This window comes from Nitratireductor sp. StC3, from assembly GCF_003015025.1.
Lineage (GTDB): Bacteria > Pseudomonadota > Alphaproteobacteria > Rhizobiales > Rhizobiaceae > Mangrovimarina > Mangrovimarina alexandrii.
On the sequence record NZ_PYBP01000022.1, the window covers coordinates 1 to 23580 of the forward strand.

The 23580-nt window shown below is 65.8% G+C and carries 25 protein-coding genes, 2 pseudogenes and 1 riboswitch; of the genes and pseudogenes, 16 read left to right on the forward strand and 11 right to left on the reverse strand.

Annotation, left to right across the window (positions count from 1 at the left end; all coding sequences use genetic code 11):
* Positions 1-89: 89 nt before the first annotated feature.
* The gene (locus tag C7T96_RS24510; protein ID WP_280951753.1) at positions 90-212 is read right to left on the reverse strand and encodes a hypothetical protein; all 123 of its coding nucleotides are present in this window, start codon (positions 210-212) and stop codon (positions 90-92) included.
* A gap of 618 nt (positions 213-830) precedes the next feature.
* On the opposite strand from C7T96_RS24510, the gene C7T96_RS23150 reads away from it, so the two are divergent.
* The 3 genes and pseudogenes from C7T96_RS23150 (at position 831) to C7T96_RS23160 (ending at position 2672) form a co-directional block, all read left to right on the forward strand.
* Positions 831-1535, forward strand: a complete 705-nt coding sequence (locus C7T96_RS23150) for a DUF3108 domain-containing protein (RefSeq protein ID WP_127597603.1) — start codon at positions 831-833, stop codon at positions 1533-1535.
* A gap of 157 nt (positions 1536-1692) precedes the next feature.
* Positions 1693-2007, forward strand: a pseudogene (locus tag C7T96_RS23155) (EamA family transporter); the annotation flags it as partial.
* Positions 2004-2672 (forward strand): lysoplasmalogenase, encoded by a 669-nt coding sequence (locus C7T96_RS23160; protein WP_106573628.1) that lies wholly within the window; start codon positions 2004-2006, stop codon positions 2670-2672. The pseudogene C7T96_RS23155 and the gene C7T96_RS23160, both read left to right, overlap by 4 nt.
* A gap of 9 nt (positions 2673-2681) precedes the next feature.
* Here the strand turns inward: C7T96_RS23160 and gloB are convergent, their stop codons facing one another.
* The gene (gene gloB / locus C7T96_RS23165) at positions 2682-3449 is read right to left on the reverse strand and encodes a hydroxyacylglutathione hydrolase (RefSeq protein WP_106573629.1); all 768 of its coding nucleotides are present in this window, start codon (positions 3447-3449) and stop codon (positions 2682-2684) included.
* 107 nt (positions 3450-3556) lie between these two features.
* On the opposite strand from gloB, the gene C7T96_RS23170 reads away from it, so the two are divergent.
* The 4 genes from C7T96_RS23170 (at position 3557) to C7T96_RS23185 (ending at position 7836) form a co-directional block, all read left to right on the forward strand.
* Complete coding sequence (locus tag C7T96_RS23170) at positions 3557-4339, forward strand: class I SAM-dependent methyltransferase (RefSeq protein WP_106573630.1); 783 nt, start codon at positions 3557-3559, stop codon at positions 4337-4339.
* 4 nt (positions 4340-4343) lie between these two features.
* On the forward strand, positions 4344-5426 hold the full coding sequence (locus tag C7T96_RS23175; RefSeq protein WP_106573631.1) for a nitronate monooxygenase family protein: 1083 nt from the start codon (positions 4344-4346) through the stop codon (positions 5424-5426).
* Between the two features lie 323 nt (positions 5427-5749).
* The gene (locus tag C7T96_RS23180) at positions 5750-6697 is read left to right on the forward strand and encodes a multicopper oxidase domain-containing protein (RefSeq protein WP_348627279.1); all 948 of its coding nucleotides are present in this window, start codon (positions 5750-5752) and stop codon (positions 6695-6697) included.
* Entirely contained in the window at positions 6697-7836 is a 1140-nt protein-coding gene (locus tag C7T96_RS23185; protein WP_106573633.1) for a metal transporter, read from the forward strand. The genes C7T96_RS23180 and C7T96_RS23185 overlap by 1 nt, the downstream gene beginning before the upstream one ends.
* A 3-nt stretch (positions 7837-7839) precedes the next feature.
* On the opposite strand, the gene metW is transcribed toward C7T96_RS23185, so the two are convergent.
* The gene (metW, locus tag C7T96_RS23190) at positions 7840-8454 is read right to left on the reverse strand and encodes a methionine biosynthesis protein MetW (protein WP_106573634.1); all 615 of its coding nucleotides are present in this window, start codon (positions 8452-8454) and stop codon (positions 7840-7842) included.
* A complete protein-coding gene (locus tag C7T96_RS23195; protein WP_106573635.1) occupies positions 8451-9632 on the reverse strand; it encodes a homoserine O-acetyltransferase in 1182 nt (393 codons plus the stop codon). The genes metW and C7T96_RS23195 overlap by 4 nt, the downstream gene beginning before the upstream one ends.
* Before the next feature lie 72 nt (positions 9633-9704).
* A riboswitch (SAM riboswitch) is annotated at positions 9705-9782 on the reverse strand.
* Between the two features lie 79 nt (positions 9783-9861).
* Between C7T96_RS23195 and hisC the strand changes: the two genes are divergently transcribed.
* Together hisC and C7T96_RS23205 are read left to right on the forward strand one after the other, a co-directional pair.
* Positions 9862-10962 carry a histidinol-phosphate transaminase gene (hisC, locus tag C7T96_RS23200; RefSeq protein WP_106573636.1) on the forward strand — a complete coding sequence of 367 codons (1101 nt, stop codon included), beginning with the start codon at positions 9862-9864 and terminating at the stop codon, positions 10960-10962.
* A 3-nt stretch (positions 10963-10965) separates the two neighbouring features.
* Positions 10966-11931 (forward strand): prephenate/arogenate dehydrogenase family protein, encoded by a 966-nt coding sequence (locus tag C7T96_RS23205; RefSeq protein WP_199190560.1) that lies wholly within the window; start codon positions 10966-10968, stop codon positions 11929-11931.
* On the opposite strand, the gene C7T96_RS23210 is transcribed toward C7T96_RS23205, so the two are convergent.
* Positions 11924-12937, reverse strand: coding sequence for a DUF2125 domain-containing protein (locus C7T96_RS23210; RefSeq protein WP_106573637.1), 1014 nt, complete (start codon positions 12935-12937; stop codon positions 11924-11926). The two genes, C7T96_RS23205 and C7T96_RS23210, sit on opposite strands and share 8 nt — an antisense overlap.
* Positions 12938-12985: 48 nt before the next feature.
* Here C7T96_RS23210 and C7T96_RS23215 point away from each other — a divergent pair, with 48 nt between their 5' ends.
* Positions 12986-13501: a gamma-glutamylcyclotransferase gene (locus tag C7T96_RS23215; protein WP_106573638.1), complete on the forward strand. Its 516-nt coding sequence runs from the start codon at positions 12986-12988 to the stop codon at positions 13499-13501.
* Between the two features lie 65 nt (positions 13502-13566).
* On the opposite strand, the gene C7T96_RS23220 is transcribed toward C7T96_RS23215, so the two are convergent.
* The 4 genes from C7T96_RS23220 to ftsE form a co-directional block, all read right to left on the reverse strand.
* Complete coding sequence (locus C7T96_RS23220) at positions 13567-14373, reverse strand: 1-acyl-sn-glycerol-3-phosphate acyltransferase (protein WP_106573639.1); 807 nt, start codon at positions 14371-14373, stop codon at positions 13567-13569.
* Between the two features lie 117 nt (positions 14374-14490).
* Positions 14491-15102, reverse strand: a complete 612-nt coding sequence (locus tag C7T96_RS23225) for a YdcF family protein (protein WP_238719797.1) — start codon at positions 15100-15102, stop codon at positions 14491-14493.
* A gap of 196 nt (positions 15103-15298) precedes the next feature.
* A complete protein-coding gene (locus tag C7T96_RS23230; protein WP_106573641.1) occupies positions 15299-16267 on the reverse strand; it encodes an ABC transporter permease in 969 nt (322 codons plus the stop codon).
* Positions 16260-16919, reverse strand: a complete 660-nt coding sequence (ftsE, locus tag C7T96_RS23235) for a cell division ATP-binding protein FtsE (protein ID WP_106573642.1) — start codon at positions 16917-16919, stop codon at positions 16260-16262. Before ftsE ends, C7T96_RS23230 begins: the two co-directional genes overlap by 8 nt.
* A 179-nt stretch (positions 16920-17098) precedes the next feature.
* On the opposite strand from ftsE, the gene C7T96_RS23240 reads away from it, so the two are divergent.
* From C7T96_RS23240 to C7T96_RS23265, 6 genes are all read left to right on the forward strand, one after another.
* Positions 17099-17746 carry a hypothetical protein gene (locus tag C7T96_RS23240; protein ID WP_106573643.1) on the forward strand — a complete coding sequence of 216 codons (648 nt, stop codon included), beginning with the start codon at positions 17099-17101 and terminating at the stop codon, positions 17744-17746.
* Positions 17746-18294, forward strand: a complete 549-nt coding sequence (gene hpt / locus C7T96_RS23245) for a hypoxanthine phosphoribosyltransferase (protein ID WP_106573644.1) — start codon at positions 17746-17748, stop codon at positions 18292-18294. Before C7T96_RS23240 ends, hpt begins: the two co-directional genes overlap by 1 nt.
* Positions 18295-18340: 46 nt before the next feature.
* Positions 18341-18703, forward strand: a complete 363-nt coding sequence (locus tag C7T96_RS23250; protein WP_106573645.1) for a response regulator — start codon at positions 18341-18343, stop codon at positions 18701-18703.
* 114 nt (positions 18704-18817) lie between these two features.
* Positions 18818-20122: a nicotinate phosphoribosyltransferase gene (pncB, locus tag C7T96_RS23255; RefSeq protein WP_106573646.1), complete on the forward strand. Its 1305-nt coding sequence runs from the start codon at positions 18818-18820 to the stop codon at positions 20120-20122.
* A 214-nt stretch (positions 20123-20336) separates the two neighbouring features.
* Positions 20337-21434 carry a GGDEF domain-containing protein gene (locus C7T96_RS23260; RefSeq protein ID WP_245414234.1) on the forward strand — a complete coding sequence of 366 codons (1098 nt, stop codon included), beginning with the start codon at positions 20337-20339 and terminating at the stop codon, positions 21432-21434.
* Positions 21435-21660: 226 nt separating this feature from the next.
* Positions 21661-22389 (forward strand): GGDEF domain-containing protein, encoded by a 729-nt coding sequence (locus C7T96_RS23265; RefSeq protein ID WP_158264450.1) that lies wholly within the window; start codon positions 21661-21663, stop codon positions 22387-22389.
* 59 nt (positions 22390-22448) lie between these two features.
* Here C7T96_RS23265 and C7T96_RS23270 read toward each other — a convergent pair whose 3' ends face one another.
* Together C7T96_RS23270 and C7T96_RS23275 are read right to left on the reverse strand one after the other, a co-directional pair.
* Positions 22449-23324 (reverse strand): 3-hydroxybutyryl-CoA dehydrogenase, encoded by an 876-nt coding sequence (locus C7T96_RS23270; protein WP_106573648.1) that lies wholly within the window; start codon positions 23322-23324, stop codon positions 22449-22451.
* 117 nt (positions 23325-23441) lie between these two features.
* Positions 23442-23580, reverse strand: a pseudogene (locus C7T96_RS23275) (electron transfer flavoprotein subunit alpha/FixB family protein); the annotation flags it as partial.

Sequence of the window (23580 nt, forward strand, 5' to 3'; positions counted from 1 at the left end):
AGTACGGCGATATCCGCGCCATCTGGCCCTCGCTCAGCAGAAACAAATCACCCATCACGGCCTCCTTCTCAAAGACCGTGAATCACATCTCAAAAGGAATTAATAGGTCCTGAGCCTAGAGCATTGGCGGCAGGATCTTTGCCGTCCTGTTCCAGTTCTTCCTCTTCCTCGCCGGTAGCGATGCGCATGACCTTCACGGCATTGCCGATCACGTCAGCGGGGCGCCTCTGTCCTTTAGGTCCGGTGGGCATTAACGAGCCTTCTTCATCAACCGCCCGACTGCTTCCTCATCTCCATCGTAGAAAACCGCTGCAAGGGTCCGTATGACCTCACCATACGAACGGCATTCGGTTCCGTCTTGTAGCTTGGACCTGTACGCATCCGGGACAGTGAACGCCCATACGTCAACCTTCCGCGACTGCCCCGGAGAGTATCCCTGAAGACCAGCAATTATGATGGGTTTTGTGATATCCCCATCTCGAGGGACGAACTGATATGTCTGGTTCGGGATAAGCATCCAATCTCCTCATGCTTTCCGGTAAGCATACAGGAGTTCGAGCCGGGGTGCGACAACCGCGTTTGCGGCGTCAGATTTCAAATTGAGACACTACGCGCGCGTGCGGTGCGATTACCGCTCCGTTTACCCAAAACCCACGCGGCCATTCACAGATAGGCCCGATTCGTGATGTTTGGACATATAGGGGGATGCGGGCCGTTCGTCTTGGTCGAGTTGCGGAGTGTGTGATTTGCGTCCCAAGATCTTTTTGTTGCCGATCCTTGCCGCCGCCCTTTCGTGCGCGGCCCCTGCGCGCGCGGAAAAAGCGCATTCGATGCGTGTCGAGCAGATCGTGACGATCTACGGCGTGGTGATCGCGCGTTCGAGTTTTTCGTCCTCGGTCAGCCGGGACAGCTTCAAGGTCGAAGGGCGCGTGTCGAGCGCCGGGCTGGCCCGGGTGTTCGACGACACCCGGGGTAGCGTCACCGCGATGGGGCACTTCGACAACGACAGGGCGCGTCCGAAGGGGTACGTGGCCGATTATGAAAGCGGCAAGAAGAAGAAACGCACCCAGATTTCGTTCGCCGACGGGCGGGTCCACAAGGCGGTGAACGCGCCGCCGGTCGACACGAAGCGCGACGACTGGGTTCCGCACGGTGCGACGGCCCTGGTCGACGTCGCCGATCCGCTGTCGGCCACGCTCGTGCCGGCGGACCGCGAGGCCGATGTGTGCAACCGCACCATCAGCGTCTTCGACGGCGCGCTGCGGGCCGACCTGCGCCTGTCGCCTGCCGGGCGAGGCACGCTGTCGGCGCAAGGCTACGAGGGCGGCACCGTGGTGTGCCGGGCGCAGTTCGTCCCGGTTTCGGGCTATCGCCGCGACAACCGCTCGCTGCGCTATATTCGCGACAAGAGCCAGATCCGCATCGCCTTCGCGCAGATCGGCGCCACCGGCGTCTACGCGCCCGTCGGCGTCACGGCCAAGACCAAGGTCGGCACACTCACGCTGGAAACGAAGCGCTTCGAGCTCCTGGACTAGCGAGGATGGCGATCTGGGCTTGCCATTGGCGGGCGGAGACGGATAGGTCCGGTCCCGCCGGCGCGGCGCTGGCGTCGCGGCGTGCGGGAGGAGACAGGCAATGGGGCGGGCGACCCTGGACGGATTTTCGGCCGAGGTGATGCGGGCGCTGCCGGCGCTCGAGCGGACGGTATGGCCCGAAAGCGCGGTAAAGTGGCTGGCCGTCGCCGGTCTCGGCCTGATGCCGGTCGGCGGCGCGTTCTACGCCTGGGATCACGGGGTTAAACGCGGCAATATTCAGGTTCTGGGCGCGGCGCGTTATGCTGCTCCGCTCTTGTCGACCCTGGTGTTGATCATGTTCTGTTTTGCCGACCCGACCTGGCGTATCGTCGCCGCCTGCCTGCTGATCACCGCCGGTGTGGCGCTTGCGGCCAAAAATCTCTTCTTGCGCCGCATGGACGGGGCGGTTGCCGCGGGAGGCGGCGCAAGATGATGCCGTTCGATGGTGGATTGGTCGGCACGGCCAACGGCACGCTCGTCCTGTCGGTTGCGGCGGCCGCGCTCTATCTGCCGACGACGGCGCGGCCGGCGTCCTGGCGGCGCCTGGCCGCCAAGACGGCCGGCGTGGCGCTGCTGGCGGTGCTGTCCCTGGCCGTCGGCGGGCCGTGGCTTCTCACGCTCGCCCTGGTGCTGAGCGCGCTCGGCGACGCCTGCCTGGCGCGGGAGGGCGAAGGCGCCTTCATGGCCGGCCTGGCCTCGTTTCTGGGCGCGCACCTGGCCTATGCGGTGCTGTTTGCCGGCGCGGGCAGTGCGGCGCTGTTTGCCGGAGAGTCCTGGCGGCCGCTGGTGGCGCTCGGCCTGGCGGCGTTCGCGGGTCTGTTCTACAAACGCCTGCACCCGATCCTGCCGGCCGCACTGGTGGTGCCGGTCGCCGTCTATGTCCTTGCGATCCTGGCGATGGGGATCGCGGCGCTGTTTCTGCCCGCGCCGCTGGTGATCGTCGGCGCGGTGTTGTTCATGGCGTCCGACGCCATCCTGGGGGCGGAACGTTTCCTGCTTGCCGAGGCGTCCGCCCACCGGCTTTGGAGCAGGCCGGCCGTCTGGGTGCTTTATTATGCAGGCCAGCTCGCGATCGTACTCGGCGTGCTGCTCGCCTGACCCGTCCGATCAGAAGATATCTTTGCGCTTGCGGATTTCGGCGAAGACGGCTTCGTCGCTGGCGGTCTCCATGCCGAGATTGCGGCGGATGACGGGATCGTGCGCGCGCAGGAACGGATTGGTCGCCATCTCCTCGATCAGGGTCGTGGGCAATGTCGCCTGGTTGGCGGCGCGCCTGGACTGGATGAGGGCGGCGCGTTCCTTGAGCGCGGAATTGCTCGGATCGACCGAAAGCGCGAAGCGCGCATTGGCTTCGGTATATTCGTGGCCGCAATAGATCACCGTTTCCAGCGGCAGGGCCGCGAGTTTCTTCAGGGAGGCGAACATGTCGGGCGGCTTGCATTCGAACAGCCGCCCGCAGCCGAGCGCAAACAGCGTGTCGCCGGTGAAGACGACGCCCGATCGGGTGAAGTGGTAGCAGACATGGCCGGCGGTATGGCCCGGCGTCGAGATCACGTCGACCTCGTCCGTGCCGAAGGCGAAGCGGTCGCCGTCCCCCACGGTCCCGTCGATGCCCGGGATCCTGTCCGCCTCGGACCGGGGCCCGACGATCTTCAGGCCGAAACGCTTCTTGAGATCGAGATTGCCGGCGACGTGATCGCCGTGGTGATGCGTGACCAGCAGCACGGTCGGTGTCCAGCCCGTGCGGTCGACCGCCTCCAGGATCGGCGCGGTCTCGGGCGCATCGATGATGGCGGTCTCGCCGCTTGCGGGGTCGTGCGCGAGCACGCCGAAATTGTCGCTGCGGCACATGAACTGTTCGATTTCCAGGGCCATGGGCATCCTCGCTTTCTGCGGCCGGACGATAAGCCGGACGGCATGGAGCTGTCACCCCGTCGCACGGATTTCTTGCCGTGCCGGCCGGGCGCGGATACCGTCCGGCCATGTATTCGGACATCGTCGATCTCAGGTCTTTCTACGCATCGGTGCTCGGGCGCCTGGCCGAGCGCTCGATCGCCATGGCGTTGTCGAGCGTGTGGGCCAACATCCCCAATGAGCGCCTGGTCGGTCTCGGTTATGCCGTGCCCTGGCTGGAGCGGTTCGGGGCCGACGCGGAACGGGTGTTCGCCTTCATGCCGGCAACGCAGGGGGCGGTGACCTGGCCGCCCAACGGCCCGTCCGCGACGGCGCTGGTGTTCGACGAGGAGTTGCCGCTGTTCGATTCCTCCATCGATCGCGTCTTGATGGTGCATTCGCTGGAACATGCGGAAAACCCGCGCGAGACGCTGATGGAGCTGTGGCGGGTATTGGCGCCCGGCGGGCGGCTGGTCATCGTGGTTCCCAATCGGCGCGGGGTGTGGGCGCGCTTCGAGCACACGCCCTTCGGCACCGGGCGGCCCTGGTCGCGCGGCCAGCTGACCAGCCTGTTGCGCGAGACCAATTTCACGCCGGGGCAGTGGAGCGAGGCGCTGTTCTTTCCGCCGTCGCGCCGGCGCTGGATGCTCAGGTTCCATCGCCTGATCGAGCAGACCGGGCGGCGGCTGTCGCCGATCTTTTCCGGCGTGACGATCGTGGAGGCGCAGAAGCGTCTCTATCAGGGACTGCCGGTCGCGCAGCGCAGCTCGCGGCGCGTCTTCGTGCCGGTGCTGTCCCCGCAGGGCGCCACCCGCACCATGGCGCAGACAGGGATGCGCGGCGTCCGGCGCGAGGGAGTGGAGGAGGGGTAGACCGATGTGGTCCGACAATCGCGTTCTTGAGCTTATCGGCATCGAGGTGCCGATCCTGCAGGCGCCGATGGCCGGCTCGTCCGGCGCCGAACTCGCCATCGCGGTCAGCACCGCGGGCGGGCTCGGGTCGCTGCCCTGCGCCCTGCTCGGGCCCGAACGGATCCGCGCCGAATACGGCGCATTCCGGCAGCAAACCGATCGGCCGGTGAACCTCAATTTCTTCTGCCATGCCACACCCGCGCCCGACGCGGCGCGTGAAGCGGGCTGGCGCGCGCGGCTTGCGGCCTATTATGCGGAACTCGATCTCGATCCCGACCAGGTCCCACCGGGAGGCGGGCGCGTCCCCTTCGACGAGGCGGGGTGCGCGCTCGTGGAAGAGTGCCGTCCGCAGGTGGTCAGCTTTCATTTCGGCCTGCCCGAGCCGGCGCTCGTGGAGCGGGTGAAAAAAACCGGCGCCCGCATCATCGCCTCCGCCACAACGGTCGCCGAAGCCCGCTGGCTGGAAGGCCGTGGCTGCGACGCGATCATCGCCCAGGGCGCGGAGGCGGGCGGCCATCGCGGCCTTTTCTTAACCGACGACGTCGCCGCCCAGCCCGGCACGATGGCGCTGGTGCCGCAGGTGGTCGATGCCGTTGCGGTGCCGGTGATCGCCGCCGGCGGGATCGCCGATCCGCGCGGCGTCGCGGCCGCCTTCATGCTGGGGGCGGCGGCGGTGCAGATCGGAACCGGCTACCTGCAATGCCCCGAGGCGTTGACGGCGCCGGGCCATCGGGCCGCGCTCGCGGCGGCGCGCGACGATGAGACCGTGCTGACCAACGTGTTCACCGGCCGGCCGGCGCGCGGGCTGGTCAACCGGATCGTGCGCGAGGTCGGGCCGCTCAGCGCCGAGGCGCCCGCCTTTCCGCTGGCGAGCGCGGCCGTCGGGCCGTTGCGGGCGCGGGCGGAAAAGGCCGGTTCGCGCGACTTCTCGCCTTTGTGGGCCGGCCAGGCCGCAGCACTCGGCCGGGTCATGCCGGCCGGCGAGCTGACCCGGTGGCTTGGCGCTGCGGCGCAGGCGCTCCTGGCGCAAGGCGCCCGCGCGCGCTGACCGGCCGCCGGGCCTGCCGTACCGGGCCGCTTTCTTCATGCATGTTTTCGACCGCGGGACGATACGGGCGCGACGCGTTGCGGCCCCGCGGCGCGTCCCCGCCAGCCGCGCGTCCGATCCGCTTGCGCCCTCGGACGGCGCGTGTTATCAGTAATGCGAAGCATTTGCAAAAAGGATCAGGCATGGGTTTGGGGCCGTTCGCACGCATTCCCAGACGAGGCCTGCTGCGGGGCGGGGCCATGCTGGCGGGGATGGCCTTCGGGGTCGAGCGTTCGGCGGCGGGCGGCCGCGGCGGCGATGATGCGTCCGCCGCGGGGCACGACATGGCCGGCCGGCATGGTCGCAATCGCGTCGTCGGAACGGTGGACGCCGACCGCAACGGCTTCGATCCGACGGATTTCCTGACCGAGTTCGATACCGGTATCGTCACCACCGAGCCTGACGGGCGGCAGGTGCGCGAGTGGACGATCACCGCCGTCGACCGCGAGGTGGAGATCGCGCCCGGCGTGTTCTTTCCCGCATGGACCTATAATGGCCGGATCCCGGGGCCGACCCTTCGCTGCACGGAGGGCGAGCGTCTGCGCATCCGCTTCCTCAACGCCGGCTCGCACCCGCACACCATGCATTTCCATGGCATCCATTCGGCGCGCATGGACGGCGTGCCCGGTGCGGGCGAGATCAGGCCGGGCGAGGCGTTCACCTATGAATTCGCGGCCGAACCGTTCGGCTGCCATCTCTACCACTGCCACTCGATCCCGCTCAAACGCCACATCCACAAGGGGCTTTACGGCGCCTTCATCGTCGATCCCGACCCGGACCGGCACCCGCTAGCGCGCGAGGACGCCGCCTCGCGAAGGCTGGGCACGCCACAGAACGCATCCTGGCAGGAGCTGGTGATGGTGATGAACGGCTTCGACACCAATTTCGACGACGAGAACGAATTCTACGCCGTCAACACCATTCCGTTTGCCTATTTCGACAGGCCGATCCGGATCGACAGATCGAGGCCGATCCGTATCTATCTGATCAACATCACCGAATTCGATCCGATCAATTCGCTGCACGTGCATGCGAATTTTTTCGACTATTACGATCACGGCACCACGCTGACGCCGACCCATCGCCGGATCGATACCGTCATGCAGTGCCAGGCGCAGCGCGGTATCGTCGAGCTCAGCTTCGCCAATCACGAACCCGGCCTCTACATGTTCCATGCCCATCAGACCGAGTTTGCGGAGCTCGGCTGGATGAGCCATTTCGAGGTGGTGTGATGGTCCGTTTCGTCTGGCTCGCGCTTCCGCTTCTGATCCTTGCCGCGATCGTTGCCTATGTGCTGGGCGCGCGTCCGCTCGACCGGATCGGCGCCGCCGCGCCGCCTGTCGAACAGGTCGTGGTGGAAGGCACGCGCCTGCGCCCTGGCGTGATCGAACTCGGCATTCGCGCCGACGGGTCGCAGCCGATCGTCATCGCCCAGGTCCAGGTCGACGGGGCCTATCGCGCCTTCGACATCAAGCCGGCCGGACCTGTCGGACGTCTTGACGGCGCCCGGGTCACGATTCCCTATCCATGGATCGGGGGCGAGGCGCATCATGTCGTGCTGGTGACCTCGACCGGGGCGACGTTCGAGCACACGGTCGAGGTCGCCCAGGCCACGCCGGAGCTCGATGCCGGCTCGCTGTGGCAGCTTGCCGTGATCGGGCTCCTGCTCGGTGTGGCGCCGGTGGCAACCGGCATGCTGGCCTTTCCCGCCATGCGCGGATTGTCCGCCGGCACGTTCGATTTCCTGCTGGCGCTGACCGTCGGGCTGTTGGCCTATCTTTTCCTCGACACGCTGGGCGAGGGGCTGGAGGCCGGTTCGGCCTCGCTGGAGCGTCTGCGCGGCCAGACGGCGGTGTGGGTGGCGGCGGCGTTGACGGCGCTGGGCCTGTTCGTGGCCGGGCGCTGGCGCGGCGCCGCGCCGCAGGGCGCCGCGCTCGCCGGTTTCATCGCGCTGGGCATCGGGCTGCACAATCTGGGCGAAGGCCTGGCGGTGGGCGGCGCGCTTTCAGCCGGCGCCGGCGCCTTGGCGACCTTCCTCGTCGTCGGCTTCATCATTCACAACGTGACCGAGGGCATCGGCATCGCGGCTCCGCTCGTGCGCGCAACGCCGCCCTTGTCGTTGTTCGTCCTGCTTGCCGGGCTCGCCGGCCTGCCCGCGGTCGCCGGCGTTTGGGCCGGAACGCAGGCCCCAAGTCCCTATTGGCTGGCTTTGTGTTTCGGCGTCGGGGCCGGCGCGATCTTCCAGGTAATGGTCGAGGTGACGGCGCTGACGGTGAGAAAGAGCGGCTTCGTCGCGCTGGGCGGCTTGAATTATGCCGGCGGCGTCGCCGCCGGCCTGCTGGTCATGTACGCGACCGCCTTGCTGGTGTGAGCGTTATTTCCTCAGCAGGAAGACCGCCTGCTGACCGAAGAAATTCCAGAACCACCATGGCATCGAGACGCCGATCTTCTGGCCGTTGTCGTTGAGCGCGGTGGCGCTCTCCACGGTGGCACCGATCTCCTCGCACAGATTGACGAAGTCGCGGATCGTGCAGAAATGGATGTTGGGCGTGTCGTACCAGCTATAGGCCAGGTCGCGGGTGACCGGCATGCGTCCGCGCAAGAGCAGCGACAGGCGCACGCGCCAATGGCCGAAATTGGGAAACGAGACGATGGCACGCCGTCCGATCCGCAGCAACTGCTCCAGCACCTCCTTGGGATTGCGCGTGGCCTGCAGGGTCTGCGACAGGATGACGTAGTCGAAACCCTGGTCGGGATAGTAGCTCAGGTCGGTATCGGCATCGCCCTGGATGACCGAAAGGCCGCGGGCGACGCATTCGTTGACGCCGCGCTGTGATATCTCGATGCCGCGACCGTCGATCTGCTTGTCGGTGATCAAAAGGTCGAGCAGCGTGCCGTCGCCGCATCCGATGTCGAGCACGCGGGCGCGCGGTTCGATCAGGCCGGCGACCATTGCAAAATCGACCCGTGCGTCGTGGTTCACGCTCACGATGCGTTCTCCAGCCCGCGTGCGCGCGCGGCCGAATCCAGGAAGCCGCCGACCGCTGCGAAAAACTCCGGCTCCTCGAGCAGGAATGCGTCGTGACCGCGATCGGTCTCGATCTCGACGAAGGAGACCGAGGCGCCGGCGGCGTTGAGCGCGCGCACGACGGCACGGCTTTCCGCGGTCGGAAACAGCCAATCCGAGGTGAAGGAAACCAGGCAGAAACGGGTTTCGGTCTTGCGGAAGGCGTCGGCCAGCCGACCGCCGCGATCGGCGGCGAGATCGAAATAGTCCATCGCCCGGGTCATGTAGAGATAGGAATTGGCGTCGAAGCGGTCGACGAAGGTCATGCCCTGGTGGCGCAGATAGCTCTCGATCTGGAAGTCGGCGTCGAAGCCGAAGGTCAGGGTCTCGCGGTCCTGCAGGTTGCGGCCGAATTTGCGGTGCAGGGCGGCTTCCGACAGATAGGTGATGTGGGCGGCCATGCGCGCCACGGCGAGGCCCTTTTCCGGCCGGCGCCCCTCTTCGATATACCGTCCGCCGCACCATTCGGGATCGGCCATGACCGCCTGGCGGCCGACCTCGTGAAAGGCGATGTTCTGGGCGGAATGGCGCGCGCCGGCCGCGATCGGCAGCGCGGTGAACACCCGCTCGGGATAGCTCGCCGCCCATTCCAGAACCTGCATGCCTCCCATCGAGCCGCCGATGACGGAGAACAGCCGGTCGATGCCGAGTTCGTCGACCAGCATCGTCTGGGCGCGCACCATGTCGCCGATGGTGATGATCGGCAGGTCGAGGCCGTAGGCGCGGCCGGTTTCGGGGTTGAGCGAGGCGGGACCGGTGGAGCCCAGGCAGCCGCCGATGACGTTGGAGCAGATCACGAAGAAGCGGTCGGTGTCGATCACCTTGCCCGGGCCGACCAGGCTTTCCCACCAGCCCGGCTTGCCGGTGATGGGATTGCGGCTGGCCACGTACTGGTCGCCGGTCAGCGCGTGGCAGATCAGGATGGCGTTGCTGCGGGCCGGGTTGAGCGCGCCGTAGGTCTCGTAGGCGATCTGGAACGGCGATAATATCTTGCCTGAATCGAGCGACAACGGCCTGTCGGGGCCGAAGCGGACCACGCGGCCTGACGGGTCGGTCGCCTCGTTGGTTGCCTTCAGCTTTCGGGCACGCCGTGCCGCCATCCACATCACCTCATGCGGCCGGCCTGGCTGGGAAGCACAAAAAAACCGGCATTGCGCGCTCGCAAAGCCGGTTACCTGATGCAAACGGCCCTTTAGCGACTTGTTTTACGTGGCTGCAAGCCGACCGGCCAAATCACCACGGGAAGCCGGTTATAATCTTGCGCTAGCCTTTGCGTCAACGGCAAAGCTTTGCTAGTCGGAAGGCGATCATCCGCGAAGGAATCCCGCCATGAGCCTGCCCGTCCGCCCAGAGCCGAAGCCCGGCATCATGGATATCGCCGCCTATGTGCCCGGCAAAAGCGCGGCGCCGGCCGGGGTAGCGAAGGTGCACAAGCTGTCGTCGAACGAAAACCCGCTCGGCGCATCGCCCAGGGCGGTCGAGGCCGTGCGCTCGGTCGCCGCCTCGCTCGAGTTCTATCCTGACGGCGCGGCGAGCAGGCTGCGCGAGGCGATCGCGGAGGTGCACGGGCTCAACCCGGACAACATCCTGTGCACCAACGGCTCCGACGAGGCGCTCGGCCTGTTGGCGCAGGCCTATCTGCAGCCGGGCGACGAAGGTATTTTCACCGAGCATGGCTTTCTCGTCTACCGGATCTACATCCAGGCGGCCGGTGCCGTGCCGGTGGTGGTGAAGGAAACCGACGAGGCGGCCGATGTCGATGCGATCCTGGCCGCGGTGACCGACAGGACCCGGATCGTCTTTCTGGCCAATCCCAACAATCCGACCGGCACCTATGTGCCGTTCGAGGAGGTACGGCGCCTGCATGCGGGGCTGCCGAAAAACGTGCTTCTGGTGCTCGACGCGGCCTATGCCGAATATGTGCGCCGCAACGACTACGAGACCGGCATCGAACTCGTGTCCTCGTGCGACAACGTGGTCATGACCCGCACCTTCTCCAAGGCGTACGGGCTCGGCGGGGCGCGTATCGGCTGGCTCTACGCGCCAGCGCATGTGATTGCCGCGCTCAACCGCATTCGCGGCCCGTTCAACGTCAACGCGGTGGCGATCGAGGCCGGCGTGGCGGCGATCCGCGACCGCGACCATGTCGAGAAATCGGTCGCGCATAACGACCGGTGGCTGCCTTGGCTGACGGAGGAACTGACAGGGCTCGGCCTCAGGGTCACGCCGAGCATCGGCAATTTCATCCTGATCCATTTCCCCGACGAGCGCCGCTCGGCGGCGTTGGCCGACGAGTATCTGACGGCGCGCGGTTATATATTGCGCCGTGTCGCCGGTTATGGATTCCCGAATGCGCTCAGAATGACGATCGGCACGGAAGAAGCCAACCGGGGTGTGGTCGCCGCGCTCTCGGATTTCCTGAAAGACTGAACCATGTCCGATCCGATGTTCGATCGCGTTGCCCTGGTGGGCATCGGCCTGATTGGCTCGTCGCTTGCCCATGTGATCCGCCGCGAAGGGCTTGCGGGCACGGTCGTGGTCTCGACACGCTCTGCGGCGACCCTCGAACGGGCCGAGGAACTCGGCCTGGGGGACGCCTATGAAGGCGACCCGGCAAAGGCGGTCGAAAATGCCGATCTCGTCATCGTGTCGGTGCCGGTCGGCGCGTCCGGCGCGGTGGCGGGCGCGATCGCGCCCGCGCTCAAGGCCGGGGCGATCGTCACCGATGTCGGCTCGACCAAGGGGTCGGTCGTCAGCCAGATGGCGCCGGAATTGCCGTCCTCGGTCCATTTCATCCCCGGCCATCCGATCGCCGGCACGGAACGGTCGGGGCCGGATGCCGGTTTCGCCGACCTGTTCGACGGGCGCTGGTGCATCCTCACGCCACTGCCAAACACCGATCCCGACGCGCTCGCGCGGCTATCCGGTTTCTGGGAGGCGTGCGGCTCGAAGGTGGACGTGATGGACCCCGCCCATCACGACATGGTGCTCGCCATCGTCTCGCACCTGCCGCATATCATCGCCTACAACATCGTCGGCACCGCCGACGACCTGGAAGCGGTGACCAAGTCGGAGGTGATCAAATATTCGGCGTCCGGTTTTCGCGATTTCACCCGCCTGGCCGCGTCCGACCCGACCATGTGGCGCGACGTGTGCCTGCACAATCGCGAGGCCATTTTGGAGATGCTGGCGCGGTTTTCCGAAGATCTGTCGGCATTGCAGCGGGCGATCCGTTGGGGCGACGGCGACAAGCTGTTCGACCTGTTCACCCATACGCGGGCGGTGCGGCGCTCGATCATCGAGGCCGGCCAGGACATCGACGTGCCCGATTTCGGCCGCCACGTCGTCGCCCATCCGACCCGCGATGCCAAGGAGCCGGAAAACTCGGGCTCTAGTTGAGCGGCGGCACCCGGCCGAGCGTGATGAAGGCGATCCGCGCCTGTCCCTTCGTGACGGTCAGCGGCAGGCTGGGATTGTCGCCGAGAGCGGCGAGCCCGGCCGCCACCGAGCGGATCTGATTGCCGTTTTCCGGCATGATTTCTGCCAAAAGCGTGGCAATTTTTTGCGGATTTTGCGCTGAAAGCTGCAATTTTGCGTCAATAAATCCGTCCATATCGACAGAAAATGGGCCGGAAAGCGCGAAACCGGCCTGATCTGCCAGGGTAATGGCGAGATCGCGAATGACGAGGCTGATGCCGCGCAGGCTTTGCGGCCGCTCCATGGCGAGCCGCACGCCGTCGGCGATGGTGAAATCGGCCTGGAACCGATCCGCGCGTATCTCGCGGCCGAGTTGCGGCGGAAAGGCCGAGATCGTCTCGGCGCTGACGGCAAGATCCAGATCGGCGCCATTGCGGCGCGTATGGGCCTCGGCGCGTGCGGCCTCGAACAGGATCGAGGCGATGCGGTTTTCCGGCGTCGCGTCGAGTTCGACCTGGCGGGCGGTCACCGAGGCGCGCGCCGGCACGGGCTCGGCAAGCCTCGCGCTGAAACGGATATCGCGGGCGCTGGCGCCGAGGGGATTGGGCGCGCCGAAAAGATCGAGGCGGACCGTGTCCAGTTCGCCGACGACCTGGGCGGGATCGTAGACCTGCGCGGCCGAGCGCAGCCCGGCGGCGCTGACGGCGAAACGGCCCTCGGCGTCCGCGATGGCGGCTTCGGTGCAGAACAGCCCGATGCGGAACGGATAGCCGCGTGCCTGGCGCCGTTCGCAGCTCGCGTCGGCGCCGCGCGCGCTCATACGCTCAAGCCAGGTGTCGGTTGCCTGCTCCAGCGTGCCGGCGGCGTAATACCAGCCGCCCGTGTAGAGCGCGAGCGCGGCGACGATCGCCGTTGCGAGCCAGACGAACCGGCGACTGCTCCCGCCTTTGCGTTTACTTGACGTCACGCCTTCGGCCTCGCTACCCATCGTGCCGCCGGTCGTTCCCGGCGCATTTCTTCAGATTGGCTTGGCGATATGGGCGATTTTTGGGTGTTTGGCTACGGTTCGCTGATGTGGCGGCCCGGATTTGCCCATGTGGAAACCCAGCGCGCGCGCCTGCACGGCTACCGTCGGGCGCTGTGCGTGCGGTCTTTCGTGCATCGCGGCACGCCGGCGCGGCCGGGGCTGGTGCTGGGGCTCGACCGCGGCGGATCGTGTATCGGGCTCGCCTTTCGGGTGCCGGGCGACCTGCGCCAGGAGGTGCTCGACTATTTGCGCGCTCGCGAACTCGTCACCCATGTCTATCTGGAGCGCGTGCTGCCGGTCACTTTTGCCTCCGGCGCGCGCGGCGAGGCGCTGTGTTACGTCGTCGACCGCGCGCACGATCAATATGCCGGGCGGCTCGACGCCGCGCACGCGGCCGCGGCGGTGTGCGGCGCCGTCGGCCAGTCGGGCCCGAACGAGGATTACGTCCTCAACACGGTCGAGCATCTGGAAGCGCTCGGCATTCGCGATCATTGGCTGGAGGAGGTCGCGCGGCGGATCCGGTGAAGCCGGCGCGGGTTCTGCCGGGCTCCCAGGCGGATCAGCCGATTTCGGCGACGATGGCGGCGCCGTCAGGCCGGCACGGAGGAGGGCAGCTCGACCCCCAGCCGCTCCAGCCGCTTGCGGGCGGTCTCGGGCAAGGGTGGTGCGTCGGGCGCGCTGGCGGCCTCCACCAGCAAGTCGTCGACGGCCTGCTCGGTCGCCGAAACCAGGCGCCGCATGAACTCCTCCTTGCTCAGGCCGGTGGGGATCGGCTCGAGGAAGCGCGCCTTGATCGTGCCGGGATAGCGCAGGAACTTGCGCCGCGGCCAATAAAGGCCGGCGACATGGGCGACCGGGACGACCGGCAGGCCCAGTTCGGTATAAAGTTCGACGATGCCCCATTTGTAGGCCGGGTCGTCACCGGGCGCGCGGCGGGTGCCTTCGGGATAGATGATCAATTGGCGCGGATTGCGTGCCAGTTCGGCCTTGGTCAGCCGGATCACCGATTTGAGCGCCCTGGAGCGGCTGCCCCGGTCGACCGGGATCATGCGCATCTTCAGGATGTACCAGCCGAAGAACGGGATCCAGGTCAGCTCGCGCTTCAGAATGTAGAGCGGATCGCGCAGATAGGGAAAAAAGGCGATCGTGTCCCAGAAGGACTGGTGTTTCGGCGCCAGGATGAAGGAGCCCTCGGGCAGGTTCTCCACCCCGGCGATCTCGCTGCGCGTGCCGGCGATGGTGTTGTAGAGCCACAGGCTGGTGCGCGACCAGAATTTCGGCACGAACCAGGCCAGATGGCGCGGCGCCAGAAAGTAAAACGGGGTCCAGACGATCATCTGGACGATCAGATTGGCATAAAAGGCGACGTTGAACGTCAGCGAGCGAATCATTGTCATGAAGCGTGTCCGGCGTCCCGTGGCGATCCCGGTTGTGGGTCTTGCCTTCTAGGTATCATCGGCCATCGCACAGGAAAACCGCGGATTGCGCGTCCGAACGCCGTGGCGGCCGTTTGCTCAGCGCCGGGCGAGGTCGCTTGGTGACGTCGCTGCGTCGCCGCCATTGCCATACGGCCAGGCGCCGCGGGCCAAAGCGCCGAGATATTTGACATATTCGGTAAAAAGCACCCGCAAGGCGTCCGGCTTGGTCAGCAGAACGCCGTCCTTGGCGTTGCCGGCGATCACCGGATAGGGAAGCAGCGCCGTTTCGGCCAGCAGGCGGCGCATTTCCAGCAGGCTGCGGGGCATGTGGTAATTGTTGGTGACCACGATGACCGTCTTATAGGCGTGGGCGCGGATCCACTTGGCGCTCTCGGCGGCATTGCCGACGGTGTCGAGCGCCAGCCGGTCGATATCGACGCAGCACGAAAACAGCGCTTCCTCGGCGCCGGTGGCACGTCGCAGATCGCCGGCGCGCGCGACCGGGTTGACGCCGGAGATCAACAGGCGTTGTCCCTTGCCCGCCTTGAGAAGGTCGACCGCCGCGTTGAGGCGGAAATGGCCGCCGGTCAGGACGACGATCGCGTCGGCGTCCGGCGGATCGGCCGGCGTCGTCATCAGGCTCACCTGATTGGCGAACCAGGCGAAACCGCCGATGAAGACCAGCGCGACGAGCACGCCCGCGGCCATGCCGGCGCGGCCGGCGCGGCCACGCCCTTCCGTGTGCCTGTCGCGCGCGGAATGCGGTTCGGTTTCGCGGGGCGCATCTGCCATGATGGTTGCTTAGCGCTGAATTGCGGCAGGCGGTAGATGCGGCGCCGGTGCTGCGACACTTTTCATTCCGCGCCGTCGCGTGCCGGGACCCGGCCGCCAGTGGGTCTTGCGCTCACAAATGGTCGGTGGTGCCAACGTCTACCCCGTTGAGATGGGCGACCACGGTCGCGTGTGAGGTTGCCGCCGTCAACGCGGCGACCAGGATGACCACCACCCCAACTCCGAGATAGCCGGTCATGCCGATGGCAAAATTCCCGAACAGCGCGGTCGCCTGGTCGGCCTCGGGCGTGGCCATGTTGCGTCCCGACCACCAGCCGAACAGGATGAAGACGACGATCGCGGCGAGGCCGCCGGCGGCGGCACCCTTGATGCCGGTCAACAGGAAATGCCGACGGAACTGGGAGGCGATGAAGCGGGCCTCGGCGCCGACATAATGCAGCACCTCGATAACGTGTCCGTTGCCGGCCATCGCGCCGCGGGTGGCGAAAATCACGGTCAGGACCGTTGCCGACAACATCAGGATCAGGACCGTGAAACCGATCGTCACGGTGGTTCTGGCCATCGAGACCAGGCGGTCGACCCAATTGCGATGGTCGTCGAGGCTGGCGTTGGGCACCTGTTTGCGGATCGCCTCGCGCATGGCGACGAAATCGGGCGGCGCGGCCTCGTCGATCGTCACGATGACCAGGCGCGGTACCGGCAGTTCGTCGAGGTCGAGCCCGGTGCCGAGCCAGGGTTCGAGCAGGCGCGCGGTGGCGGCGCTGTCGACGACGGTTGCCGCGCGCACGCCGGCGAAAGTTTCTGCGATCGTCCTGGCGGCATCGAGTGCGGCCTCCATGTCGAGATCGTCGCGGGGACGGATCTGGATCGTCGCCTCGCGGGCGATCTGGCTTTGCCAGACGCTGGCCGTGTCGCGCACCAGCGTGACCGCGCCCACGGTGAGGCAGGCCAAAAAGGTCATGATCGCGATCACGGCGATCAGGGCGTGCCCGGCAACGGTCTGGGCGGGCACGATCGGCGCCATGCGGCGGCGCCTGCCGCTGCCCGGGCGGACCAGGGATTTGAGCGTGGAGTCAGTCATGGACCGCCAGCCTGCCGTCGGCGAGCACCAGGCGGCGCGCGTCGACCTGGTCCATCAAGGACAGGTCGTGCGTGGCGATGAGGACGGCGGTTCCGGACCGATTGAGCTCGATGAACAGGCGCAGCAGCCGCCGGGCGAGTGGCGGGTCGACATTGCCGGTCGGCTCGTCGGCGAGCAGGATGTCGGGCTGCTCGATCAGCGCACGGGCGATCGCGGCGCGCTGCTTTTCGCCGCCCGACAGGATCGGCGGGTGCGCATTCAGGCGCTCGCCCAGACCGACCCATTTGAGCAGTTCGGTCACGTCGCCGCGATAGCTCGCCTCCTCACGGCCGCGCACGCGCAGCGGCAGGGCGACGTTCTCATAGGTCGTCATGTGCTCCAGAAGGCGAAAATCCTGGAAGACGACGCCGATCTTGCGGCGGATATGCGGCAGCTCGTCGCGCCGAATCAGTGCCCGATCCTTGCCGAACACCTTGATCAGGCCGCGGGTCGGCGCCAGCGACAAGAAAAGCAGGCGCAACAAGGTGGTCTTGCCGGCCCCCGACGGTCCGCTGAGAAACTGGAACGAGCGCTTGGGGATCTGAAAGGAGATGTCGCGCAGGATTTCCGGCCCCATCCCGTAGCGCAAGCCAACATTTTCGAAATGAATCACTGTCCTAAGCGGCCCCGGCTGCTTCGATATCCGTCGATTGCGGCGGACCTTGGTTTTCCATGGTTAACGGACGGTAAACTTCCGGCCTTGTCACGCCGCCTCTGTGCCATCCGGCAGCAAATCATTAACCAATTCCCTTTACCCCGTGTCAGGGTTTTGCAAAAGGACGGCGCCCTTCCATGGTCGATGCAGCGAACGTCCGCCCGGTCTCGGGCGAAATCATGGCGGGCGGGCGCTCCAAGGCGGCACGGACCGATTTCGGTGGCGAGATCGTTGATGCCGACTATATCACGCTCGGCCGTGCGTCCACGTCATCCGATCTCTCTCGTCCAACGCCGAGAGCCGCGCCCGGCTCGGCGGCGATGTCGGGCATGGATATGCTCAAGAGCAATGGCCCGCGCCCGCCCGGTCCGAAAGGCCAACGCGCCGGCCCGTTGTTTTGGGTGCTCGGATCCGTGGCCGCGCTGGCGGCGTTCTGGATCTCGGGCGGACATGCGCTGCGCGGTGCCCTGCTTCCCGCCACGCCGGTGAACGCGGTCGAGGCCATGCGGTTGGTGGCGCTGCGCTCGCATGTCGACACAAGCGGCGTGCGCGGGATCGTGCATGTCGACGGCGCCGTTGCCAATAACGGCGCCTCTGTCGAACAGGTTCCGCGCCTGGCCATCGAGGTCAGGGGTGACGGCGGCGCCCTCACCCGCTACATACTCGATCCGGGACAGGCCCGGATCGGACCCGGGACACGGTTTCCCTTTTCCAGCCGCGTCAACGCGCCCCAGGGCGGCGTTGCCGGCGTGTCGGTGAGCATGATCAAGGGGGATGGCGGCTGATGCCGGTTGTACGCGGCAAGGAAATCGAGGTTCTGTTCAGCGCATCGACGATCGCGCGGCGCAATCTCGAACTGGCCAAAGAGATCGCCGGGCGCGATTATAAAGACCTTTTGGTCATCTCGATCCTGAAGGGCTCCTTCATCTTCGCCGCCGATCTCATTCGGGCGATGCATGACGCGGGCAGTTCGCCCGAGGTCGAGTTCATCTTCATCTCCAGCTACGGTGCCGGCACCGTCAGCGGCGAGGTCAAGGTGCTGCGCGATATCGACAACGATGTTAGCGGCCGCGACATCCTGCTGATCGACGACATTCTGGAATCGGGCAAGACGCTGAAATTCACGCGCGACCTGATGGTCTCGCGCGGCGCGCGCAGCGTCTCGATCGCGGTTCTTCTGGACAAGCACACCCGCCGGCAGACCGAGCTCAACGCCGACTATGTCGGGTTCGAATGTCCGGACTATTTCGTCGTCGGATACGGCATGGATGTCGCGCACGCCTTCCGTGAGCTGCCTTTCGTGGGCGTTGTGAAAGGGGATGCGGCCGGTTGAGGCGGTTTTGCAGAAAACCGGAACGAGACCGGGCATTGTCGGGTGAATGGCTAGAATCCTGATTGTCGAAGATGACGAACCGGTGCGCGCCCTGGCGGCGCGGGCGCTGGCGCGCGACGGCCACAGCGTGGAGACGGCCGAGGACGGCGAGGCGGGCCTGGCGCTGATCCGCGAAGCTGGCGGCGGTTTCGACCTGGTCGTGTCCGACATCCGCATGCCGGGTATGGACGGGATCGCCATGGCCCAAGCCGCGGTGCAGGACTATCCCGGGCTCAAGATCATGCTCGTGACGGGCTACGCGGACCAGCGCGAACGGGCGGCGGGCCTGGACAAGGTGATCGTCGACGTGGTGCAGAAGCCGTTCACGCTGTCCCAGATCCGCGAGAAGGTGCGCGAGCATCTCGGCTGAGCGCGGCGGACCGGTTTCAGGCCGGCCCGGCGGTTCGCTTGCCGCGCGCGATAATTTCATCCTAGACCACCGCGCCGTTGCCGGCGACGGCCGGGGCGAAACGGGAAGGGCACGATGACCAAGACCGACATTGCCAAGCGCGTCTACGATCATACGTGGAAGCTCGATCCCGTCATCCGCAGCCTGCTCGACACGGATTTCTACAAGCTGTTGATGCTGCAGATGATCTGGGGGCTCTATCCGCAGGTCGACGCCACCTTTTCGCTGATCAACCGGACCAAGGCGGTGCGGCTCGCCGACGAAATCGACATCGCCGAATTGCGCGACCAGCTCGACCATGCGCGCAGCCTGCGGTTTTCCAAGAAGGAGATGATCTGGCTTGCCGGCAACACCTTCTATGGCAGCAAGCAGATATTCAGGCCCGACTTTCTGGCATGGCTGAGCACGTTTCAATTGCCCGAATACGAGCTGGCGCGCCGCGACGGACGCTTCGAGCTGCGCTTTCACGGCCGCTGGACGGAAACCAGCATGTGGGAAATCCCCGCGCTGGCGATCATCAACGAATTGCGCTCGCGCGCCACGATGCGGTCGATGGGACCGTTTTCGCTCGACGTTTTGTATGCGCGGGCGAAGGCCAAGGTGTGGTCCAAGGTCGAGCGGCTGCGCAAGCTGCCGGATCTGCGCATCTCCGACTTCGGAACCAGGCGCCGGCATTCCTTCCTGTGGCAGCGCTGGTGCGTCGAGGCGCTGAAGGAGGGGCTGGGCGATGCGCTGACGGGCACCAGCAACGTCAAGCTGGCCATGGATACCGATCTGGAGGCGCTCGGCACCAACGCGCACGAGCTGCCGATGGTGCTGGCCGCGCTGGCGCCCGACGACGAGGCCCTTTTGGAGGCGCCCTATCAGGTGCTGCGCGACTGGAACCAGTATTATGGCGGCAACCTGCTGATCGTGCTGCCCGACACGTTCGGAACCGAATCCTTCCTGCGCGGCGCACCGGACTGGGTGGCGGACTGGACCGGTTTCCGACCGGACAGCGCGCCGGCGATCGAGGGCGGCGAAAAGATCATTTCGTGGTGGAAGGCGCGCGGCCGCGACCCGCGCGAGAAGCTGCTGATCTTTTCCGACGGCCTCGACGTCGACACGATCGAGAAGGCCTATCATCATTTTCACGGCCGGGTGCGCATGGCGTTCGGCTGGGGCACCAACCTGACCAACGATTTCGAGGGCTGCGCGCCGGTCGAGATCGACAGTCTCAACGCGATCTCGATCGTCTGCAAGGTCAGCCATGCCAATGGCCGGCCGGCAGTCAAGCTGTCGGACAACCCCGAAAAAGCCACCGGCGCGCCCGAAGAGATCCAGCGCTATCTTGCGCTGTTCGGCGAGACCGGGCGCGTTGCCAAGCCGGTCAAAGTCTAGGCCCGTTTCCGAACTTGCATCAATTTGTGACGAATTGTCCGGGTTTAACGGACAATTAGCGCGATTGGCTTACCTGTACGTCAGGCTGATCTCAGATATGGGTGGGACTTCCATTGAAGGGCGACGGGTCGATAGCGTTCAGGGGTGATTGCGGTGCGCCGGTCGTGGAGCGTTTCGGCCACAAAGTTCGACCGCGGCCGACGGGGGAGTGCGTATGAACATGCAGCTTTCGAACACTACGGGTAGCGGCAACACTCCGGCCGGACCGGCCGGCGACGTCGCCGCCAAGATCGCCTTGGCCATGCGCGCGATGGGGGTGGTGGGGTTGCCGCGCAACTACGAAATTTTCTACGAGGTGTTCGCCGGCGCCAACCCCGAACTCAACGCGGATCTGGGCAAGCTCGGCAACCGGCCGCGCCAGGACGACCTCGATCGCCTCAGCGTCAAATATTTCGCCCAGGCGAACAATCAGCTTTTCGTTGAGGATATTCGCAACCATCTCTCCGACAAGGTCGAGGAGGTGATGAAGCTGTTCGAGAAGGAGCGGGTGCAGCTCGAGCGCTACGGTTCGATCCTCAACCAGACCTCGGACGGGCTGCACAAGCGCAATCTGGTCACCCAGGAAATCCTGCACCGTATCTCGAGCATCATGTCGGCCGCCACCGACACCAAGATCGAGCAGGGCAAGCAGATCGTCTCGTCGATCGAGGACAAGTCCGCCGAGCTGGAGGACGTGAAGTCGAAGCTCGAAGAATACAAGAAGCTTGCCGACACCGACCCGCTGACCCAGCTTTTCAACCGCCGCGCCTTCGACAGGGCGATGGCGCAGATCTACGACGACAAGAAACGGGTGCTCTACAGTTGCCTGGTGATCGTCGACATCGACCGGTTCAAGCAGATCAACGACCGTTTCGGCCATCCGGTCGGCGACAAGATCATCCAGCACATCGCCAGCGTGGTTCGCTCGGCCGTGCCCGAGGGCGTCATGGTTGCGCGCACGGGCGGCGAGGAATTCGCAGCGATCGTGGAGGGCATGGGCGAGGACCAGGCGGCCGAGGTCGGCGAGAGCGTGCGCAAAATGGTCGAAAAACTGGCCGCGACCAATAACGGGGCGGGGCTTGCCAGCGGCTCGATCACCGTGTCGGTGGGAATCTGCATGGCCACGCAGGCCGAAAGCGCCGACGATCTTTACGTCAAGGCCGACCGAGCCCTTTACGTCTCGAAGACGAACGGGCGCAATCGCTGCACCCGGTTTTCGGAACTGCCCGACATGAAATCCGCCAAGGGTTGGCGTATCTACAGCCGCGACTGACGCCGTCCGACCGGGCGCCGTCGGACGCGGTTGCGACACCATCGTAAACGTTGGGTATCCGTTGGGCGGCGAATGCCGCCGATTTTCCTAACCCGGTCTTTAAGAGCCGCGGGCTACCTTCTCGTGTCGTGATGAGGGGGGGGCATCAATGGCTGATGCGTTGAGGCGGTATTTTGGTCGGGCTGTGTCCCGGTTGGGCCGGTCCAGTCTCTTGCGGTGGACGTTGGTGGGCACGGCGTGGTGTCTGTTCGTCTCGCTGGGCTACAATGCCGTCGCGGCGGCCGGGATCGGCGAGGAGGCGTTTCGCAGCGGGCTGCCGGTCGCAGCATTGCTGTTGCTCGTGCTGGCGGGGCCGGTTTTGTTGTTTCTCGGCTACAGGCTGCGCGAATTGGGGCGCGCCAACAGGAAACTGGGTCTGGTCGCTTCGACCGACAGCCTGACGGCCTGCCTCAACCGCGGGGCGTTTTCGACACGGGTCGACGAAAGCCTGACCGATGCCGGACGCGGCAACCAGCGTATCAAAGGCGCCTTGCTGGTGATCGACGCCGACCATTTCAAGTCGATCAACGACAGTTACGGCCACGATCTCGGCGACGAGGCCCTCAGGACGATCGCCGCGGCGATCCGCGGCCAGGTGCGCAAGGACGATCTCGTGGGCCGGCTCGGCGGTGAGGAGTTCGGGGTTTTCTTGCCGGGCGCCTCACAGGAGAACGCGGTCGGCGTGGCCGAGCGCATTCGTCGCAGCATCAGCGAAGTGTCGTTCCGGCCGATGGGCAAGCCGCATCGTTTGACCGTCAGCGTCGGCGGCGTCAGCTTCGAGGATCAGCTCGGCTTCGCGGACTTGTTCCGGATCGCGGACCGGCGGCTCTACCAGGCCAAGAACGGCGGCCGCAACCGGATCGAACTCACCCATATCCAGGCCTACGGCATCAACGACCTGGCGGCCGTGCACTGATCACCGCCCGGCCGGCAGGCGCGCGCCGGCCCGGCGTTGGCGCGCGCCTGCCGGCCGCCTCAGCGGGTGGGAACGGGGTGGTCGCCGCGATAGTCGTAGAAACCGCGCCCAGCCTTGCGCCCCAGCCATCCCGCCTCGACATATTTGACCAGCAGCGGGCAGGGCCGGTATTTCGAATCGGCCAGCCCGTCATAAAGCACCTGCATGATCGACAGACAGGTGTCGAGGCCGATGAAATCGGCGAGCTGCAGCGGACCCATCGGGTGGTTGGCGCCGAGTTTCATGGCCGTGTCGATCGCTTCCACCGAGCCGACGCCCTCGTAAAGCGTGTAGATCGCCTCGTTGATCATCGGCAGCAGAATGCGGTTGACGATGAAGGCGGGAAAATCCTCGGCGACGGTGATCGTCTTGTCGAGGCTGCTCACGAAGGCTTTCGCCGTCTCGAAGGTGCTGTCCTCGGTGGCGATGCCGCGAACCAGCTCGACCAGCTTCATCACCGGGACCGGGTTCATGAAGTGAATGCCGATGAAACGCTCCGGCCTGTCCGTCTGGGCGGCCAGGCGGGTGATCGAGATCGAGGAGGTGTTGGTGGCCAGCAGCGCCTCGGGGTTGAGAAGCGGGCAAAGCTGGGCGAAAATCTTGCGCTTGATGGTTTCGTCCTCGGTCGCCGCCTCGATCACGAGGTCGGCGCCGGCGAGATCCTCAAGCGTGGCCGCGCCCGAGATGCGGGCGAGCGCGTCGGCGCGCACCTTGTCGTCGAATTTTCCGGACGAGACCTGCCGCGCCATGTGGCCGTTGATCGTCGCGATGCCGTTTTCGACCTGCTCCTCGGAGAGATCGTACAAAAGCACCTGGTAGCCGGCGAGGGCGCAGACATGCGCGATGCCGCCTCCCATCTGTCCGGCGCCGATGATGCCGACGGTCTGGATTGTCATCTTGCTCTACCCATGGAAAGCGGTTGCGCCCAAATTGTGCAGTCGCGAAAAATAGAAGCCGGGGTGGATTTCGTCCACCCCGGCCTTTTCCTGCCGCCGCCGCTGCGCGCTTTGGTCTCAGAGCGCTTTCTGAAGCTCTGGGATTGCTGTGAAGAGGTCTTGGACGAGGCCGTAATCGGCGACCTGGAAGATTGGTGCCTCCTCGTCCTTGTTGATGGCGACGATGATTTTGGAGTCCTTCATGCCGGCCAGGTGC

Coding starts and splice junctions, on each gene's coding strand:
- gloB (WP_106573629.1), bottom strand. CDS start 3,449: ATGGCCCTGGAAATCGAACAGTTCATGTGCCGCAGCGACAATTTCGGC.
- C7T96_RS23220 (WP_106573639.1), bottom strand. CDS start 14,373: ATGACAATGATTCGCTCGCTGACGTTCAACGTCGCCTTTTATGCCAAT.
- C7T96_RS23205 (WP_199190560.1), top strand. CDS start 10,966: ATGTCCGATCCGATGTTCGATCGCGTTGCCCTGGTGGGCATCGGCCTG.
- C7T96_RS23170 (WP_106573630.1), top strand. CDS start 3,557: ATGTATTCGGACATCGTCGATCTCAGGTCTTTCTACGCATCGGTGCTC.
- C7T96_RS23225 (WP_238719797.1), bottom strand. CDS start 15,102: ATGGCCGCGGGCGTGCTCGTCGCGCTGGTCTTCATCGGCGGTTTCGCC.
- pncB (WP_106573646.1), top strand. CDS start 18,818: ATGACCAAGACCGACATTGCCAAGCGCGTCTACGATCATACGTGGAAG.
- C7T96_RS23160 (WP_106573628.1), top strand. CDS start 2,004: ATGATGCCGTTCGATGGTGGATTGGTCGGCACGGCCAACGGCACGCTC.
- C7T96_RS23215 (WP_106573638.1), top strand. CDS start 12,986: ATGGGCGATTTTTGGGTGTTTGGCTACGGTTCGCTGATGTGGCGGCCC.
- hisC (WP_106573636.1), top strand. CDS start 9,862: ATGAGCCTGCCCGTCCGCCCAGAGCCGAAGCCCGGCATCATGGATATC.
- hpt (WP_106573644.1), top strand. CDS start 17,746: ATGCCGGTTGTACGCGGCAAGGAAATCGAGGTTCTGTTCAGCGCATCG.
- C7T96_RS23260 (WP_245414234.1), top strand. CDS start 20,337: ATGAACATGCAGCTTTCGAACACTACGGGTAGCGGCAACACTCCGGCC.
- C7T96_RS23210 (WP_106573637.1), bottom strand. CDS start 12,937: ATGGGTAGCGAGGCCGAAGGCGTGACGTCAAGTAAACGCAAAGGCGGG.
- C7T96_RS23230 (WP_106573641.1), bottom strand. CDS start 16,267: ATGACTGACTCCACGCTCAAATCCCTGGTCCGCCCGGGCAGCGGCAGG.
- C7T96_RS23180 (WP_348627279.1), top strand. CDS start 5,750: ATGGCCGGCCGGCATGGTCGCAATCGCGTCGTCGGAACGGTGGACGCC.
- C7T96_RS23175 (WP_106573631.1), top strand. CDS start 4,344: ATGTGGTCCGACAATCGCGTTCTTGAGCTTATCGGCATCGAGGTGCCG.
- C7T96_RS23250 (WP_106573645.1), top strand. CDS start 18,341: ATGGCTAGAATCCTGATTGTCGAAGATGACGAACCGGTGCGCGCCCTG.
- C7T96_RS23185 (WP_106573633.1), top strand. CDS start 6,697: ATGGTCCGTTTCGTCTGGCTCGCGCTTCCGCTTCTGATCCTTGCCGCG.
- C7T96_RS23150 (WP_127597603.1), top strand. CDS start 831: ATGCGTGTCGAGCAGATCGTGACGATCTACGGCGTGGTGATCGCGCGT.
- C7T96_RS23270 (WP_106573648.1), bottom strand. CDS start 23,324: ATGACAATCCAGACCGTCGGCATCATCGGCGCCGGACAGATGGGAGGC.
- C7T96_RS23195 (WP_106573635.1), bottom strand. CDS start 9,632: ATGGCGGCACGGCGTGCCCGAAAGCTGAAGGCAACCAACGAGGCGACC.
- C7T96_RS23240 (WP_106573643.1), top strand. CDS start 17,099: ATGGTCGATGCAGCGAACGTCCGCCCGGTCTCGGGCGAAATCATGGCG.